We start from the raw sequence: 18,681 nt of genomic DNA, 5'->3' as shown, positions 1-18,681 counted from the left end.
AGCATGCAACTGAATTCCACTGAAATCGCTGAATTGATCAAAAATCGTATTGATCAATTTGACGTTGTTAGTGAAGCTCGTAACGAAGGTACTATCGTTTCTGTAACAGATGGTATCATTCGCATCAATGGCCTTGCTGATGTAATGCAAGGTGAGATGATCGAACTTCCTGGCAGCCGTTACGCTATCGCGTTAAACCTAGACCGTGATTCGGTAGGTGCGGTAGTAATGGGTCCTTACCAGGACCTTTACGAAGGCTTAAAAGTTAAATCTACTGGACGTATTTTAGAAGTACCAGTAGGTCGCGGCCTTTTAGGTCGTGTAGTGAACACTCTTGGTGAGCCTATCGACGGAAAAGGACCTATCGACAACGATGGTTTCTCTCCTGTTGAAGTACAAGCACCAGGTGTTATCGAACGTAAGTCAGTTGACCAACCAGTACAAACTGGTATTAAGTCAATTGACTCAATGATTCCAATTGGTCGTGGTCAACGTGAGCTTATCATTGGTGACCGTCAAATTGGTAAATCTGCGATCGCACTAGACGCAATTATTAACCAAAAGAATACTGGTATTAAGAGTATTTACGTAGCAATTGGCCAAAAAGCGTCAACTGTTGCTAACGTTGTACGTTCTCTAGAAGAGCACGGCGCGTTATCAAATACTATTGTTGTAGTAGCATCAGCTTCTGAAGCTGCAGCATTACAATACTTAGCACCATACTCTGGTTGTACTATGGGTGAATACTTCCGTGACCGCGGTGAAGATGCACTAATCGTATATGATGATTTATCTAAGCAAGCTGTTGCTTACCGTCAAATCTCATTGCTATTACGTCGTCCTCCAGGACGTGAAGCCTACCCAGGTGACGTTTTCTATCTTCACTCTCGTCTACTTGAGCGCGCTGCTCGCGTAAACGAAGCTTATGTTGAAAAATTCACTAACGGTGAAGTTAAAGGCCAAACTGGTTCATTAACAGCATTACCGATTATTGAAACACAAGCTGGTGACGTATCTGCATTCGTTCCAACAAACGTAATCTCTATCACTGATGGTCAGATTTTCTTAGAATCAAACCTATTCAACTCAGGTATCCGTCCAGCTGTTAACGCTGGTATCTCGGTATCTCGTGTTGGTGGTGCGGCACAAACTAAGATCATCAAGAAACTTGGTGGTGGTATCCGTTTAGCATTAGCTCAATATGCTGAATTAGCGGCTTTCGCTCAATTCGCATCTGATTTAGATGACGCAACTCGTGCACAATTAGAGCACGGTCAACGCGTTACTGAATTAATGAAGCAAAAGCAGTACAGCCCTATGTCAGTGGCTGAAACTGGTGTTTCATTATTTGCAGCTGAGAAAGGTTTCTTAAATGACATCGCAATCAACAAAGTTGTAGACTTTGAAGCTGCCTTGTTAACTTATGCAAACAATGAGCATGCTGAGCTTATGGCTACCATTAACGAAACTGGTAACTACGATAAAGATATCGAAGCGGGTTTATCTAAATTGCTTGAAACATTCAAAGCAACTCAAACCTGGTAATTAATAGTTTCGGAGTGAATAGTCATGGCCGGTGGTAAAGAAATAAAAACTAAGATCGGAAGTGTTAAAAATACACAGAAGATCACCAGCGCTATGGAAATGGTTGCTGCTTCAAAGATGCGCAGAGCGCAAGAATTGATGGCAGCTTCACGCCCATACGCTGAAAACATTAGAAACGTGATCGGTCACATTGCACGCGGCCAACTTGAATATCGCCATCCTTATTTGGAAGAGCGTGAAGTTAAGCGTGTAGGCTATATCGTTATTTCTACCGACCGTGGTCTTTGTGGTGGCTTAAATATTAACTTGTTCAAATCTGTATTAAAAGATTCTGCCAAATGGCAAGAACAAGGAGCTGAAGTAGACTTAGCTGTAGTGGGCTCTAAAGCCTCTGCATTCTTTGGTACTGTTGGCTCAAATATAGTCGCGCAAAAATCAGGTTTAGGCGACACGCCTTCTATTACCGATTTAATCGGTTCTGTGAAGGTTATGTTAGATGCCTATGATAACGGTGAAATCGATAAGCTGTTTGTAGTTTGTAACAAGTTTGTTAATACTATGACCCAGCAGCCAACAATCGATCAATTGTTACCTTTGCCTAAGTCAGATGATGACGCTATCTCGCATCGTTGGGATTACATTTACGAACCAGACGCACAAGCATTGCTTGATAAGTTATTGGTTCGTTATGTGGAATCTCAAGTATATCAAGGCGTGGTTGAAAACCTAGCCAGTGAACAAGCCGCACGTATGGTTGCTATGAAAGCAGCAACCGATAATGCTGGTGACTTAATTGATGATTTACAATTGATATACAACAAAGCACGTCAAGCAAGTATTACCCAAGAATTGGGTGAAATTGTAGCTGGCGCAGCTGCGGTATAGGCACAGGCTCTTAGGTTCCAGACGGAGCCTAAGTACCTACATCCATGTAGGCAAAGTTTAATTAATAGTTTAGAGGAATAAACATGAGTACAGGTAAGGTAGTGTCAATCATTGGCGCAGTTGTGGACGTTGAGTTTCCACAAAATGCTGTACCTCAGGTATATGACGCATTAACAGTAACAGAAGGCGACCTAGCTGGTTTAGTACTAGAAGTACAACAGCAATTAGGTGGTGGCGTAGTTCGTGCTATCGCTATGGGTTCTTCTGATGGTCTGCGTCGTGGTCTGAATGTAGAAAATACAGGCACCAATATTCAAGTACCAGTAGGTGTGAAAACACTTGGTCGTATTATGAACGTATTGGGTGAGCCTATTGATGAAGCAGGTCCTATTGGTGAAGAAGAGCGTTGGACTATCCATCGTGAAGCTCCATCATATGAAGAACAAGCGGCATCAAATGAATTACTAGAAACTGGTATCAAAGTAATCGACCTAGTTTGTCCATTCGCTAAGGGTGGTAAAGTTGGTTTGTTCGGTGGTGCTGGTGTTGGTAAAACCGTTAACATGATGGAGCTTATCCGTAACATCGCTATCGAGCACAGTGGTTACTCTGTATTCGCTGGTGTTGGTGAGCGTACTCGTGAAGGTAACGATTTTTACCACGAGATGAGCGAATCAAACGTACTTGATAAAGTAGCGTTAGTATACGGTCAAATGAATGAGCCTCCTGGAAACCGTTTACGTGTTGCCATGACTGGTCTTACAATGGCAGAGAAGTTCCGTGACGAAGGTCGTGATGTACTATTTTTCGTAGATAACATCTATCGTTACACACTTGCTGGTACTGAGGTATCTGCACTTCTAGGTCGTATGCCGTCAGCGGTAGGTTACCAACCAACTCTTGCAGAAGAGATGGGTGTACTTCAAGAACGTATTACATCTACTAAGAATGGTTCAATTACATCAATCCAAGCGGTATATGTACCTGCGGATGATTTAACCGATCCATCTCCAGCAACTACGTTTGCTCACTTAGATGCAACTGTTGTACTTTCTCGTGATATCGCATCGCAAGGTATTTACCCGGCAATCGATCCACTAGATTCTACTTCACGTCAACTTGACCCGTTAGTAGTTGGTGCTGAGCACTATGAAACTGCTCGTGGCGTTCAGTCGACTTTACAACGTTATAAAGAACTAAAAGATATCATCGCTATCTTAGGTATGGACGAGCTTTCTGAAGAAGATAAGCAAACTGTTGCCCGTGCCCGTAAGATTGAGCGTTTCTTATCGCAACCGTTCTTCGTTGCTGAAGTATTCACTGGTTCTCCAGGTAAGTACGTATCTCTTAAAGATACAATTGCAGGCTTCAAAGGCATCCTAGCGGGTGACTACGATGACCTACCAGAACAATCGTTCTACATGGTTGGTGCAATCGAAGAAGCGGCTGAAAAAGCCAGCAAAATGTAATTTGGCCTTATAAGGTACAGGAGACTAATATGGCAGCCATGACGACACATTTGGATGTAGTAAGTGCAGAAGAGAGTTTATTCTCGGGTCGCATCGAATCATTGCAAATTTCAGGTAGTGAAGGTGAACTGGGTATTATGCCTGGTCATGCACCATTACTAACTGCGTTAAAACCGGGTATGGCGCGTATTGTTAAACAACATGGCGCTGAAGAGGTTATTTACCTTTCAGGCGGTATGTTGGAAGTTCAACCAAACAGCGTTACTGTATTAGCCGATGTGGCTGTACGTGGCGATGACTTGGATGAGCAAGCTGCTTTAGATGCCAAGCAACGTGCAGAAGATCATATCAGCAACGCCTCAGGCGATGTTGACTATGCTGAAGTTGCTGCTGAGCTAGCCAGAGCGGTAGCGCAATTACGTGTTATCCAGGAAGCAAGTAAACATAAGAGATAGACGGTCGCACTAAGCAACCAATATTTCTGCAAAAGGCACCTTAGGGTGCCTTTTTTATTGGCTGATACAAAGTCAGAAAATATACACTGTCATTCCGCAATGTTGTTGTGCGGAACGTCCTCCAGTACAAGGTGGCTTCGTTAAAGTCTCTTTATGAATCTAGAAGATCCCACCCAAAAGCACGGTGGGATGACGGTGTTAGTAATCAATATTCGTTAATATAGTTAATTAAGCGAAGCTTATCGCTAACTTCTTCGCTTCACTAAAGTCAGTTTTACCACTACCAAGTTTAGGTATAGTATCTATTTTATAAATTTGAGACGGGATCATTAATGGATTACAGCTGTTATCTAATAATGCTTGCCTTATTTGCTCTAACGTTAAATCTGCAGTTGTTAATAAAATAATTTTCTCGCCTTTTTTGTCATCAGGTAAGCTAACAGCAAGTAACTCTGTGTCGTTATCATCAACAATACCAACTTTCATCGTCGCGTTTATCACTTCTTGTTCAATGGTTTGTAAACTCACCATTTCACCGCCGATTTTGGCAAACCGAGAATAGCGATCAACTATGGTTAAAAACCCATCTTTATCAAGGTAACCCTTGTCACCTGTTTTATACCAGCGGCGGTTATCAAGCTCGACAATTGCCTGTTTGGTTTTTTCTTCATCATTTAAATAACCTAACATTACTTGGCTACCAGAAATCAAGATCAACCCTTGTTCACCTGTTGCCAGTACTTGCATACTCACCGGATCTACAATTCTAAATGAACAACCGGGTACTGGCATACCAACAGAGCCTGATTTACTGCCTGATTGAACTTTTAAATCGTTTGGGTCAAGTTGATCAGGAATATTTACACTGGCAACCGGTGTGGTTTCTGTTGCCCCATAGCCTTCATAAATAACTTTGTTAAACTTATCTTTAAATGCCTGGCGGGTATCATTTGGCAGCTTTTCAGCACCGGCAACAACCAACCGTAAGCTATCTAACATTAGCGGGTTAATTTTACGATTAAGAGTATATAAACGTAAGAATGTTGCGGTTGCACAAAGCAGAGTTACCTTATTTTTTGCGATGGCCTTTGCTATGTTTATCGCATCGGTTGGATCTGGGTGACATATTACCGGCACACCTTCAATTAATGGCAATAATGTAGTTACAGTTAAACCAAACGAATGAAATGGCGGTAGTGATCCCATGACAACATCGTCATCATTGGTTCTTAATACATCACTAATTTGTTTAATATTAGCCATAAAGTTTTTATGACTTAACACTATGCCTTTTGGCGTACCTTCACTGCCACTTGAGAATAGAATACTAGCGGCATCATTAACGCTGACGGTAGTACCAAACACTTTATAAAACACATTAGCAGGTAATAAATGACTGGCAACTTGTGCAAACATATAGCGGGTTTTAGACACTTTCTCTTTCAAATCTTCCATAAATATAACATTAATGCCAGCTAACATAGTGTCAGTATTTATGCCTTTAGATTGCAATTTTTGCAGGAATTTTTTTGAACTTATCACCGTTTTAACATTGGCATTTTTGAGACCCGAGCAAACGGCATTAACACTGGTTGAGTAATTTAAATTAACCGCCGTTTGACCATTTAATAATACCGCATTATTAGCAATAATTGCGGCGCTACTCGCTGGCAACATTAAACCTATATTTTGACTTTTATCCAGCTTCTTAATTGTTGTAGCAAACGTCACGGTTGCCGCTAGCAATTTACGGTTTGAATACGCACTACCGCTAGTATCTTTAACAGCAAGTGCAGATAAATTTTGTTTTGCTGATTTGATCCACGCTAACGGTAAAGGATCTGCATTATTGGTTTGCTGCTCCCATGCTTCAAATGACAACTCAAATACTTTTTGCTTAAGCTCGCCTGCTGGGGTTTGCATATCTAATGGCTCACCAAAAGCAACGGTAACATCACGACGAAACCCTTGTTTGGTGTTTTCACGCAATTTACGACTATTAGCCCGAGACACACGACTGCCCCACAAACCATGCAAGTAAAATGGAATTATCACGCCCTCAACACCGTCTACAACGCGCTCATAGCCTGTTCTAAATACCCCCATAGCACCAGTTCTGCTAATAGCACCTTCAGGGAATAAACATACAACATCACCATCTTTTAACGCTTGGTTTACTGCGGCTAATGATTCTTTGCTGTTACCTTCACTAATTGGAATACAACCAAAGAACTTAACAATAGGTTTGAGGTACCAGCGATTATAAATGCTTCGTAACATAACAAAGCGAACTTTTCTTGGGCATGCCATTTGTACTATTAAGCCATCAATCCAGCTAATATGATTTCCTAGTAACAACATGCCGCCTTCTGCTGGTAAATGGTCAAAACCAAGCACTTGCAGTTTATAGCGTCGTTTCATAATAAATGAGGCAACAATGCGGATCATTGAATGCGGTAATTGATAAACAGTATAAGTTGCGCCTATTAACGCTAATGCCATCAATAAATAGAAAATATCTATACTACTAAAACCCAGCGATACTAGCGCAATGGTCCCTAATAAAAAGCTGAGCATAGCAACGTTTTGTACCCAATTATTACCGGCTAAAATTGTACCCAGCTCGTTTTCTTTGGCGCTATACTGAATTAAAGAATTAAGCGGGACGATAAACAAACCACCTGTTATACCTAAACCAAGAAATGCGCCTGCCATAGCTAGGCGAGAATCTAAACCTGCAACACTACCTAATAACAGTGCAAAACTGATAGCTGAAATTGGTACTAACCCAAGTTCAATATGATTTCTAGATATTTTAGCCGCCCATAACGACCCAATGACGATGCCTATGCCAGTACAAGCCAAAATGCCTTGAATAATTAAGGTATTGTTTTCAGCTAATACCTCTTTAGCAAATGCTGGAAATGTTGCCAACATCACTTGTGATACAGACCAGAACATTGACAAGCCAACTATTGATAACCAAATTACACGGTTATTGAAAATCTTTTTAAGGTTGCCGCCTAAATACTGACCTTTAGCGTATTTTTTTAGATCAAATTTCATTGAGTTGTCGACCGGTTTGGTATCTTTTAACTGACAAGAGAACCACCACTCGATAATAGACAAAGCAACTAATATCCACCCTAATACAACCACGCCCTTTAAAATCACCGCGGTCGAAGTTAATTCAATACCACTAAGCATAAATTCAAATAGTGCTGAAAATACGAAGGTACCCATTAAAATAGAAACAATAGTGACAGCTTGCACCATGGCATTACCTTGCGCTAGGTTTTCAACACCAATTAATTCTTTTAAATAACCATATTTAGCGGGAGAGTAAATTGCTGATTGAATGCCCATTAATAGCGTTAAAAAAAATGCCCCTAAAAACCAGCCCATGTAGTAGCACATGGTAATTAGCAAGGTAGCAACAATGGCAACAATCGCACTATTACGCATCACTGTAGGTTTTGGGTGCTTATCGGCAAGAAAGCCTGAAGGGGAAAACAAAAAAATAAATGGTAATAAGATAAGTGCATTTAACACTGCAGTTAGAACAATTTGAATATCACCGTCGTACATTTTGAATACGGTATTTTGGACAATGATTTTATGGCCTAAATCAACAAACGCGTTAATAAATACCATGGCGATATAGGCAAAAAAGCCTTTAAAGCTGAATAACTGTTTCATACATTCCCTTTGTTTTTAATGATTGCTTGTTCTGAGCAGCTATAATGCTGCTATTTGTTTTTAGTTGCTACCATCAATCGGTTTGTTGCGTTATATTAGTCTTATGGTATAAATATTTAATACCTTGAGGCTAAATAATCAACAATAACTAGAGTAACCTATGGCACAAACAAGTTCACTATTAATTGCTTTGAAAAAAGCCTTAAAGGCGCATGGCTATACTTATGCTGATGTAGCAAAACATTTAGGTTTGGCTCAAGCAAGTATTAAGCGATTGTTTTCAGAAGAGAATATTTCTTTAAATAGACTTGATCAAATTTGCCAAATGATGGATATGGAAATATCTGATTTAGTGCGAGCAATGTCTGAACAGCAAACCAACCTACAACAATTAACGGTTGAACAAGAACAAGAAATTACTAAAGATCTCGGGTTATTATTAATCACTGTTTGTGTCCTTAATAAATGGACAATGATGGAAATTGTTGAGTATTACCAGCTCGAAGAAACCTATTGTATTCAAAAGCTAGCACGTTTAGATAAACTAAAGATTATTGAGTTATTACCCGGAAATAGAATAAAGCTATTGGTAGGCGCAAATTTTGGCTGGCGAGATAATGGCCCTATTCAAGCATTTTTCCAGCAATACATCGGGCAAGAATTTTTCAATTCCAGATTTAGCCAAGATGATGAATGTTTATTAGTGTTAAATGGAATGTTATCAAGCGCCAGTAATAGTGAATTTCAACGTAAACTTAAACGTATTGCGCAAGAGTTTGAAGTACTAAATCATGAAGACTCGAGCTTACCTTTAGATGATCGTAATGGCATCACCGTTGTTCTTGCCATACGCAGTTGGCGTTTTGGCTTATCGCAGCATCTACTTAAAAATAAGCCATATCAAAGTAGCGACTAAAATCATACCAGCTATAACCCCACCTTTAGTTAACAATTAATTAACCAAAGGTATCGATATACGATACTAAACCGCTGCAGGTTTTAAACTTTTAGTGTTTTGGTTGCCTATATGTGTCTGTTGTTTCAATGTTCAATTTCCAAATCAAACCGATAACAAATTGTTATCGTTATAAAATAAGGAAAACATATGAACAACTTTATCACTAAAATAATGATTAACACCTTATGTTTAGGGGCTATTGCTTGCAGTCATGTAAGCTTTGCCAGTGGCTTGCTTACCCCTAAGGACGGTTCATTACCACCGTTAGAAATAAAACAACATCATGTTAATGTCGTTATTGAAGATGGCTATGCGGTAACGAGTATTGAGCAAGTATTCTTTAACCCGCACGCTATCGATCTTGAAGCGACTTATTCATTTCCAGTACCAGATAAAGCTGCGGTTGGCGAATTTGCCTATTGGATAGATGGGCAACCAGTGATTGGTGAAGTGGTTGAAAAAGAGCAAGCTCGCCAACTATACCAACAAGAGAAACAAGCCGGTAGAGAAGTCGCGCTCACTGAGCAAGATGATTATCGAACTTTTGACTCAAAAGTATATCCGGTTCGTGCCGGGCAAGATGTGCGAATAAAGCTTACTTATATACAAGCCGCACACGTTGAAACTTCTATAGGACGGTATGTATACCCGCTTGAAGATGGTGGTGTTGACGAACAAAAACTGTCATTTTGGAATTATCAAAATAAAGTGCAAGAGCATTTTAGTTTTAACCTAACATTTCGTTCAAGTTACCCTATTGATGAATTTCGTTTGCCTAAACATCCGCAAGCGCTTATTCAACAAACATCAGCGAACGAATGGAGCGTTAACTTTGATTCAAAGCGTGGTCAGCACATAGCAGAAGAAGGTGCTGCAACTCAAACGAGTCAATTGACCACACCGGCTGCGTTTTCATTAGAGCAAGATATTGTCGTGTATTGGCGCTTGCAAGACGGTTTACCTGGAACGGTTGATCTGGTGACCTATAAAGAGCCAGGCAAAGAGCGCGGTACCTTTATGATGACCGTAACGCCGGCTGAAGATTTAGCACCAATTACAGAAGGTAGGGATTGGATTTTTGTGCTCGATTATTCAGGCTCTATGAGTGCTAAATATCAAAGTATGGTAGACGGTGTTACTAAAAGCTTAGATAAAATGAATAGTAATGATCGTTTTAAAATTGTTATTTTTAACAGCCGCGCTGAAGAAATTACTAATGGCTATGTTAATGCAACAAAGGAAAATATTATACATTGGGCTAATCAACTAGCTGCTGAAGTACCGGGCAACAGTACGAATATGTATCACGGGATGAAATTGGCTATTAAAAGTTTAGATGATGACCGTAGTAGTGCCATTATTTTGGTGACTGATGGTGTTACTAATGTTGGCACAACAGAAAAAAAGGCATTCATTAACTTATTAAGTGAGCATGATGTAAGACTGTTTACCTTTGTAATGGGTAACAGTGCGAACCGACCTCTACTAGAAGGAATGGTGAAGGTATCAAATGGTTTTGCTATTAATGTTTCAAACAGCGATGACATAGTTGGGCAGTTAATGCAGGCTACAGCAAAACTGGGTTTTCAAGCATTTCATGATATTGATGTGAAAATTAAAGGTGTAAAAGTAAAGGATGTAACACCCAAGCAAATAAATACTTTATACCGCGGCCAACAGCTTATTGTGTTTGGTCACTACTATGGCAATGAAAACCAAGACGTTGAATTAATCATTAACGGGAAAGTGTCAGGCCAAGATAAGCGTTATAGTACTCGCTTTAATTTAGCTCAAGAAAGCACGTTAAATCCTGAAATTGAACGCTTATGGGCCTTTGCAACGATTGAAAACTTACAAGATAAAATGGATTACTTTGGTCAAGACTCTGATATTGAGCAAGCAATTACCGACTTAGCGATAGAGTATGGTTTAGTGACAAACTACACCTCTATGTTAGTAATGCGAGAAGAGCAATTTGCCGCGCAAAATATTGACCGCAACAACAAGCAGCGTGTTGCAAAAGAGCAAGCAGCAAGACAAAAACGGGCTCAAGCGCCAGTACGTAATAATCGTGTAGATAAGACAAAACCTGCGTTCAAGTCTAGCCGACCTAGTTTTGGTGGTGGCGGTGGTGGTAGCATAACGCCATGGATGTTAATATTGTTGTTACCAATGTTAACCAAGCGGTTATTATCAACAACTGAAAGTTAATACTAATAATCAACTTGGTAAAATGCACAATTTGGGCAAGGAAGCCTGATTTGTGCTGATATTGTCCTCGGAGTTTTAAATAAATGGCTGATTTAATTTTACAAACTAAAACAATAATAACCAAGATATTAGAAAAATATGTTCGCAAGTTTAAGACTTAATAATAACAAAGTGAGAGCTTTTAGCCGTACCACCATATTTTTAGTTTTAGCCTACCTCTCTATAATTGTTTACATGGATTATTCCTACTTATGGTCTGAGCTTGGCAGTTCTGGTCGTTTTTTCACCGAACAATTTTATTGGATAGAAGTACCTTTTATCATAATGTGTTCGTTGACCTTGTTTTTTCCAAAAATTAACAGTCGTTTTGTACGCTATTTTTTTCCTCTAGTGCCTTTCTTAGTTTTGTATTTAATGTTTGATCTGTTTTACAACTATTTAATGCGCATGCCTCTGCCATCTGATTTTCAGAATATGATTTCGATATTTGAATTTGAATTAGAAATGGCAGTAGGCACAGTGTTTATTTTCTTACTTATACCTGCTTCGATAGTGGTATTAGCCTACAGCGCATCAAAAAATTTACAAAAAAGTGAATATAATCTATCGATTACAGTGCGCTTATTAATAATAGCTTCAGCCTTCTTTGCATTAACATCCAGCGCATTTATTCATTACCATAAACAAATATTTAATTATTCTGTGTGGTCACAAGAAGATACCATCAGAGAAAATGGTAAGTTCTCAAGCTTTATTTATTATGCCAATAATGAAAATAGTAATAATAAACAACTTAACCAATTTAAAGCCAGTGAGAGTCAAATTGATATCCACAAAACATTATTTCCTGGCGACCTTAAACAAGCTAAAAACATTCATATCATCGCGCTTGAAAGCTTTTTCGATCCGCGATTGATACAAAACATAGAATTTACTCAGCCAATATTAGCGCAGGAGCTAAACCAATATCTCAACAATCAAAAGAGTTTCTCGTTCGTTACTTCTCCTATTTACGGTGGAGGCACAGCGCAGGCTGAATTTGAACTGTTAACCGGAGTGAAGGCATTATCAAAAGTAAATCAAATCGAATTTAATGTCATGCAAGGCAATATCACCAGCAGCTTTGTTAACCACTTAAATCAACATAACTATCAAACGTTAGCAACGATTGCTGCCAGCCCATCCTTTTTCAATTCCAAGCAAGCATATAAAAGTTTGGACTTTAGCAAGGTAACGTTTATTGAAGAGCAAATAGGCTTTATGCGGCTAAATGGTGAGGGGCCAATATTTGACGGTGAACTGTTTGATTATAATTTGAATAATCTCAGGGCTACTTTAAGCAAAACAGACCAACCCATTTTTAATTATGTATTAGGAATGTACGGCCATATGCCATTTGCTCGGGACTTAAACAAAAGGCCTGACATCAGTAATGTTATTCATGCAGACGAAAGAGTAAAAAGAATATCAAATCAGTTTTATTATCGAACTAAAGCCATCGCTGAATATATTAAGGCGCTGATTGAGCTTGATCCAAACTCAATTATTTTTATTACCGGCGATCATTTACCGTCAATTTTTGGCAAAGAGATTAAATATACATTGGACAACAAAACCAACATTTCATTATTTATTGAAAATGGCAAAACCATTGATGTATCAGGGAAACGCTTTTATGAAATGCCTTGGTATATTTGGGATAGATTGAGTAAAAGCGAAGATAACAGACAAATAACATCTGCTAAAATGGAGTCATTGTACTTCACCCTACTATCTCAAAGTCAGCTCTAAAAACCTACAACTATTAATGCGAGTTTGAATGTCTAAACCGCACATTCTTTTATTGCAAAACTACACTTTTTTCTGACTGTAATTACCAAAAAAACATCGACTATTAGGGTTTATCTGTTGGTCTGTTTTGAGCTGTCTTAGGCTTGATAATTTCAGCCAAATAGGATTCAATAACCGCCTTTTTATAATTAGTATTTTAATTGATAAAACATACAGTTGTAACGGCTTTATAGGGTTTGGTTGGCTATTGATTGCATATTTACTGCAACAAAGTAATAAATATATCTGCTGCAATTGCAATTTACATCAGTTGTTACATTTTGTTACAGATGATGGACCTTGTTACGTCAATTTATTTTGTACGCCGGCATAATGAAATGGACTTTAACATGACAAGTAAAAACCGATGAATAATTTAAAAATAAACAAATCACTTATCCCATGCATGCCTTTGGCTGCGATGATTTTTGCTGGTGCTAGTTTTTCTAGTACCAGCTTTGCTAACGATATTAGTCAAAACCTCAGAAACAATACTCAGGCAGTAGTTAGCACAGAAAACTACTTCGAAATTGGTTTAATGCATATAGTGCGCGATGAAGCGACTTTTAGAGATAGTGGCGGAAAAAGTAGCAATAGTTCTACGGATCTGATTATTAATGGTAACTATGCTTGGAATAATTTATTTATTGAAAACTATAGTGAAAGTGGCCATGGAATAGTTTTTGGTTATAACGCCTTTAACAATGATCATTGGTCATTCGACTTAATGGCGACCACTGATTGGGCGGAAAGTAGCTTCGAATCTAACGGTCGCTATTCTGATGATAAAAGTGAATTTATGGTCGGCGGTCGACTGTCTGGATATTGGGGTAATAATATCGTGCAATTTTCGCTCAATCAGGATGCATCTGGTGATCATGACGGTACCACTGCTTCAGCACTAATCGGCAGAAGCTGGCAATATCGAAACTGGAATTTTCACGGCATTATCGGCGCAGAATATGTCTCAGCCAAGCTAAATGACTACTATGTAGGAGTATCAGCAGAGACAGCAGCCACGACTAGTTTAGATGATTATGAAGCAGATGCTAGTGTGAATTTTAGTACTGAAATCGGGGTTACTTACCCTATTACTGAAGACTGGGTATTCAGGGCGACTGCCCGAGCCGTGACAAGATCCGATGAAATTACCGATAGTCCTAAATTTTCAAAATTGGACTCAGTAGCGACATCATTTCGTACCAGTCTTAGTTATGTATTTTAAGGGGAACATAAAGATGCTGACTCTAAATACAAATAAAATCTATAGCCTGATACCATACCTAAAACTAGCTGTTTTTCTGTGTATTGCCTGCTGTTTTACCTCTGTCTCGGCTAATGCCGATGGAACTCAAGACAACAAAGCACAGTTAGCGCAATTGAAAGTAACCCCCAAGCGCTGTATTGCCTTACGTAAAGGACAAAAATGCTATCTTGAGGTGACCTTTAGCTGGCGACACCCAAAAGTTGGCGATTACTGCTTGGTAAATATAACAACAATTAAAACAATTAAGTGCTGGCAGCAACAGGCTAAAGGTGAACTCAATTTTGATTTCCAATCAACTTTAAGCAATGACTTTGCCTTACGTAAACAGCAATCAGAAACAGATTTAGCTCGTGCACGAATACCTGTGGCCTGGGTATACAAATCATCTAAACGGGCGAAATCAACCTGGAGATTATTTTGACAGAAACCACTTTGACCGAAACCCTTTTGCAAGGCACTGACGGGGCTAAGCATATTATGTTGGTAGAAGACGATATGTCGCTAGCCGAATGGTTTGGCGACTATCTGGGCGAGCAGGGATACTTGGTGACTTTGGCTAACCGAGGAGACGTTGCTATTGAGTTAATTGAATCGGATCAGCCTGATCTGGTGATATTAGACATTATGTTGCCAGTAAAAGATGGCTTTGAAGTATGCCAGGCTATTCGACCCTTTTATCTTGGACCTATTTTAATGATGACGGCACGAGATCATGAAACTGACGAGGTGCTGGGATTAGAATTAGGCGCAGATGACTATGTGGTTAAGCCAGTTAAGCCAAGAGTATTATTATCAAGGATCAAAGCGCTTTTTCGTCGAATTTCTTCGCCGGCAGTTGCGTCTGAAACTAATCAAAATAAAATAAACTTAGGTAAATTATCCATCGATGCCAATTCCCGAACTACTACTCTGGCAGGCACTAAAGTGGCAATTTCTTCGAATGAATTTGATGTACTTTGGCAACTAGCCCAGGCGGCAGATAAAGTCGTGAGTCGTAAAGACTTGGTGATCCAGCGTAGAGGAATTGAATATGATGGTTTTGATCGTTCAATCGATATTTTGGTATCAAGAATTCGCAAAAAACTTGGCGATGATGCCAGCAATCCGTATCGAATTAAAACAGTGTGGGGTAAAGGTTATTTATTTGTTAAAAATGCCTGGGGCTAACTTATGCCAAAACTAACCTTGTCGCTGTTATTGGTGATATTAATTGCAGTGATAGGCATAGGCGGGGCTCTGGACAATTTATTTAACCAATATCAGACTCAGTCCATCAATGAATCGGATGAATTATCTCCTTATCGTCAACTGGGCAACTCGCTGGCTGCAACCCTAGACAAGCAACAAGAACCTCAACAATTCATCGCCAATTGGCGGCAACAAGATGAGTTTTCAGTTGCCCTAGTGCAATTAGACGATTTCTTTTTACCAGACTCGTTACAACAATCCTTTTATGCCGGAGAGCCACTGGTATTAGAAACAGACGACAACCGATCAATGCATTTTATTTTGTCTTCACAGCAAAAAGTACTGACTTTTATAATCCCGCCTGTTGTTAAGAAGAATATTAATAGTTCATTTCAGCTACTGTTAACCAGTGTTTTCTATATTGGCATTTTAATGGTGGTATTAATTTGGCTTTATCCATTGATCAAGCAACTGAGGCAGTTGCGGCGAACGACTAAAGCATTTGGCGAGGGCCAGCTACAGCAACGAATTAATATCAACTCAACATCTTATATCGCCGATATTGAAAATGAATTTAACCGAATGGCCCTGCGGATTGAAACCCTAGTCAGTGACAATAAGCTGCTTAGTGATGCTGTTTCCCATGACTTACGGACACCTTTGGCAAGGTTACGCTTTGGTATTGAGGTTTTGCAGGAAACTGAAAACCCGCAAAAAAGAGAAAAATACCAACATCATCTATGTCGTGACATTGATGAAATGGAACGTTTAGTCAACGTATTACTTAATTATGCGCGGATAGAACAATCGATGATTGCCGTCGAACAACAAAGTGTCGACCTTAATGAATTGGTCAGCCAGTGCGTTCAATCGGTAACTGACGATGACAAGGTTATTAACTGGCAAGCAGATAGCGTTGCGATGATTAACGGCGATGTTAATTACCTGAGCATGTTAATTAATAATCTGCTAAATAATGCCCAACAATATGCCTGTAGTAATATTAAGTTAAGGATTGCAAAAAGAGGTTCAAAACTACAATTTATTATTAGCGATGATGGTCCTGGCATCCCAAAAGAAAAGCGCAGCGAATTATTGAAACCGTTTATGCGCGGTGAACAGACTCATAAAAACCCTGGTTACGGCATGGGTCTGGCCATTGTTTCAAGGATAGCCCAGTTACACGATGCCACCTTCTCTATTACCGACTCTGTTGAACTGGGCGGTGCCGAATTCTGTTTGACCTTTAACCGATAAAAATACTGCTAGTAATAAAAAGTGTATCAATTGTTGTAACACCAGTTGATACACTTTGTTACAGACGATGGATCTTGTTACGCATTCCAACAATATTATTTCTTATAGTGTGTTCATCAAGAACACTTAAGGAATAAACATGACTTCGAACTACAACTTTAAATCAAAATTACTCTGCACTTCTATCGCGCTATTGTTAACCGCTTGTGGCGGTAGTTCAGGTGATAAGAAACCACAAATATCTGAAGTACAAGAAGTAATAACAATGGATTATCAACAAATTATTGATGAAACAGTTTCCGATACCATTCCTGGCATCATACTGTTAGTCGAAAGTCCGGAAAAAAGATTTCTCGGCAGTGCCGGGGTTGAAAATATAGCTACACAAAATCCGATGCAGATATATCACACCATGCCAACGGCAAGTGCTGGCAAACCCATGATAGGGTTACTGGCTGCGATGCTGGCAGATGATAACTTGCTAGACCTGGATGATACGATTGATACCTGGTTGTCGGATGATATTCTTAATCAAATTCCTAATAGCGCTGCAATGACTTTACGACAATTGTTAAATCACACCAGTGGGATTTATAATTACACTGAGAATGAGGGCTATCTTGATCTGTTGATTAGCGATCCGGACAAAGTTAAAACCGACATTGATTTCTTAGTTTTTGCATTGAATCAACCCGCTCATTTCAAACCGGGTGATAGCAGTAAATATTCAAACACAGGTTACCTTTTGGCTGGTTTAATAATGGACCAAGTACTAGGCATGCATCATTCAATCGCATTAAGAGAGCGCATCTTGGTTCCTCTTGGCATGGATGCAACTTATTATATTGGTATAGAAAAAGATCAAGGTGATTTTATTTCTGGCTATCACCAATTTGATGACCACGACACAACCTACGAGACTAAGTCGTACCTGGAAAATATTAGTGAAGCAAGTTCGCCGGTGGTGTCAAGTGTTGAAGATATGGCATTATTTATGAAAAGTGTTGCTGCCGAGCAGAGCTTTATCAATGATAGTATAAGAAATGACTTTGTTGGCACTCTACCTAATCATAGTAATGGTGTTTATGGCCTTGGCATTAATGTAGATCCTATTGGCGACAACACAGCTTATTATCATGCTGGGCTCGACTATGGTTACCACACTCAAAATATCTATATCAAAGAAAAAGGCCTAAGTATAACCGCGTTTATGAACTGTAGCACAGCCCCTGTTTGTGAGCGCACTATGGACAGTTTGATTAAAAAGGTGATCGCTAACGAGCTTTATTAACGGTAGGTATGGTCAAAATATCAGACGCTTTTATCAAAAAAACGTCTGATAGTTTTCTCTCGAGTCGTCGACAAATTAATAGTTTAAATCTGCCTGAGTACGACTTCTGGTCGAAACGATTTACAAATTTATGTTCCGGAGAACATTATGAGAATTATCTGCTGTTTGGTCTGTGTCTTTCTATTGTCATCTTGTGTCTATTATGGCGTTGAGTATGAATTTGAAGGTGCTAGCAATAAGACAAAATCTACCTGTGATTCGGGGACAAAAAAAGAAACTGAGAAGTGCAGAGCTGATATAAGAAAAATTAATGAGGCAATTCAAACACAGAAAACTAACCAGTCTTTATAATCACTGGCGCAGATCTCCTGTTTAGTTTTAACTGGTATAGATACAACAAATTATAATAATGTTTTACATTTGGTTAACGGTATTTATTTACCAAAGGTTTATGATTAAACACAGTTAACTTTCATAGTTTTCCTCCCTGAAATGCTATTTTTTATGCCACCTCTATAGGTGGCATTTTTTTTACTTCAAGGACGAAGGAATGCCAACTTAACATGGATGTTATAAAGTTGGCTCACTTCAAGGACGAAGGAATGCCAACCTTCAAAGAAGGCTTT

Annotated in this window: 13 protein-coding genes; 12 read left to right on the top strand and 1 reads right to left on the bottom strand. The window is 39.2% G+C overall.

Annotated features, from left to right (window positions below):
* Positions 1-3: 3 nt before the first annotated feature.
* From atpA to RI844_RS13835, 4 genes are all read left to right on the top strand, one after another.
* Positions 4-1,545, top strand: coding sequence for a F0F1 ATP synthase subunit alpha (gene atpA / locus RI844_RS13850; protein WP_348395263.1), 1,542 nt, complete (start codon positions 4-6; stop codon positions 1,543-1,545).
* Positions 1,546-1,569: 24 nt separating this feature from the next.
* Complete coding sequence (gene atpG / locus RI844_RS13845) at positions 1,570-2,430, top strand: F0F1 ATP synthase subunit gamma (protein ID WP_348395262.1); 861 nt, start codon at positions 1,570-1,572, stop codon at positions 2,428-2,430.
* 83 nt (positions 2,431-2,513) lie between these two features.
* On the top strand, positions 2,514-3,899 hold the full coding sequence (gene atpD, locus RI844_RS13840; RefSeq protein WP_348395261.1) for a F0F1 ATP synthase subunit beta: 1,386 nt from the start codon (positions 2,514-2,516) through the stop codon (positions 3,897-3,899).
* A gap of 29 nt (positions 3,900-3,928) precedes the next feature.
* On the top strand, positions 3,929-4,354 hold the full coding sequence (locus RI844_RS13835; protein ID WP_348395260.1) for a F0F1 ATP synthase subunit epsilon: 426 nt from the start codon (positions 3,929-3,931) through the stop codon (positions 4,352-4,354).
* A gap of 228 nt (positions 4,355-4,582) precedes the next feature.
* Here RI844_RS13835 and RI844_RS13830 read toward each other — a convergent pair whose 3' ends face one another.
* Positions 4,583-8,053 (bottom strand): acyl-[ACP]--phospholipid O-acyltransferase, encoded by a 3,471-nt coding sequence (locus RI844_RS13830; RefSeq protein WP_348395259.1) that lies wholly within the window; start codon positions 8,051-8,053, stop codon positions 4,583-4,585.
* Positions 8,054-8,213: 160 nt separating this feature from the next.
* On the opposite strand from RI844_RS13830, the gene RI844_RS13825 reads away from it, so the two are divergent.
* From RI844_RS13825 to RI844_RS13790, 8 genes are all read left to right on the top strand, one after another.
* Positions 8,214-8,969, top strand: a complete 756-nt coding sequence (locus RI844_RS13825; RefSeq protein ID WP_348395258.1) for a helix-turn-helix domain-containing protein — start codon at positions 8,214-8,216, stop codon at positions 8,967-8,969.
* A 189-nt stretch (positions 8,970-9,158) separates the two neighbouring features.
* The gene (locus RI844_RS13820) at positions 9,159-11,222 is read left to right on the top strand and encodes a VIT and vWA domain-containing protein (protein WP_348395257.1); all 2,064 of its coding nucleotides are present in this window, start codon (positions 9,159-9,161) and stop codon (positions 11,220-11,222) included.
* Between the two features lie 234 nt (positions 11,223-11,456).
* Positions 11,457-13,013 carry a sulfatase-like hydrolase/transferase gene (locus RI844_RS13815; RefSeq protein WP_348395256.1) on the top strand — a complete coding sequence of 519 codons (1,557 nt, stop codon included), beginning with the start codon at positions 11,457-11,459 and terminating at the stop codon, positions 13,011-13,013.
* A 406-nt stretch (positions 13,014-13,419) separates the two neighbouring features.
* Positions 13,420-14,277: a MipA/OmpV family protein gene (locus tag RI844_RS13810; RefSeq protein WP_348395255.1), complete on the top strand. Its 858-nt coding sequence runs from the start codon at positions 13,420-13,422 to the stop codon at positions 14,275-14,277.
* Positions 14,278-14,290: 13 nt separating this feature from the next.
* Positions 14,291-14,740, top strand: a complete 450-nt coding sequence (locus RI844_RS13805) for a DUF3019 domain-containing protein (protein ID WP_348395254.1) — start codon at positions 14,291-14,293, stop codon at positions 14,738-14,740.
* A 56-nt stretch (positions 14,741-14,796) separates the two neighbouring features.
* Entirely contained in the window at positions 14,797-15,486 is a 690-nt protein-coding gene (locus tag RI844_RS13800) for a response regulator (RefSeq protein ID WP_348398357.1), read from the top strand.
* Between the two features lie 3 nt (positions 15,487-15,489).
* Positions 15,490-16,764, top strand: coding sequence for an ATP-binding protein (locus tag RI844_RS13795; protein WP_348395253.1), 1,275 nt, complete (start codon positions 15,490-15,492; stop codon positions 16,762-16,764).
* A 139-nt stretch (positions 16,765-16,903) separates the two neighbouring features.
* Positions 16,904-18,055: a serine hydrolase domain-containing protein gene (locus tag RI844_RS13790; RefSeq protein WP_348395252.1), complete on the top strand. Its 1,152-nt coding sequence runs from the start codon at positions 16,904-16,906 to the stop codon at positions 18,053-18,055.
* The last annotated feature ends 626 nt before the right edge of the window (positions 18,056-18,681 follow it).

Source organism: Thalassotalea fonticola (genome assembly GCF_032911225.1).
In the GTDB taxonomy this organism is placed as follows: domain Bacteria; phylum Pseudomonadota; class Gammaproteobacteria; order Enterobacterales; family Alteromonadaceae; genus Thalassotalea_A; species Thalassotalea_A fonticola.
This window is presented reverse-complemented; position numbering and strand designations above follow the sequence as displayed.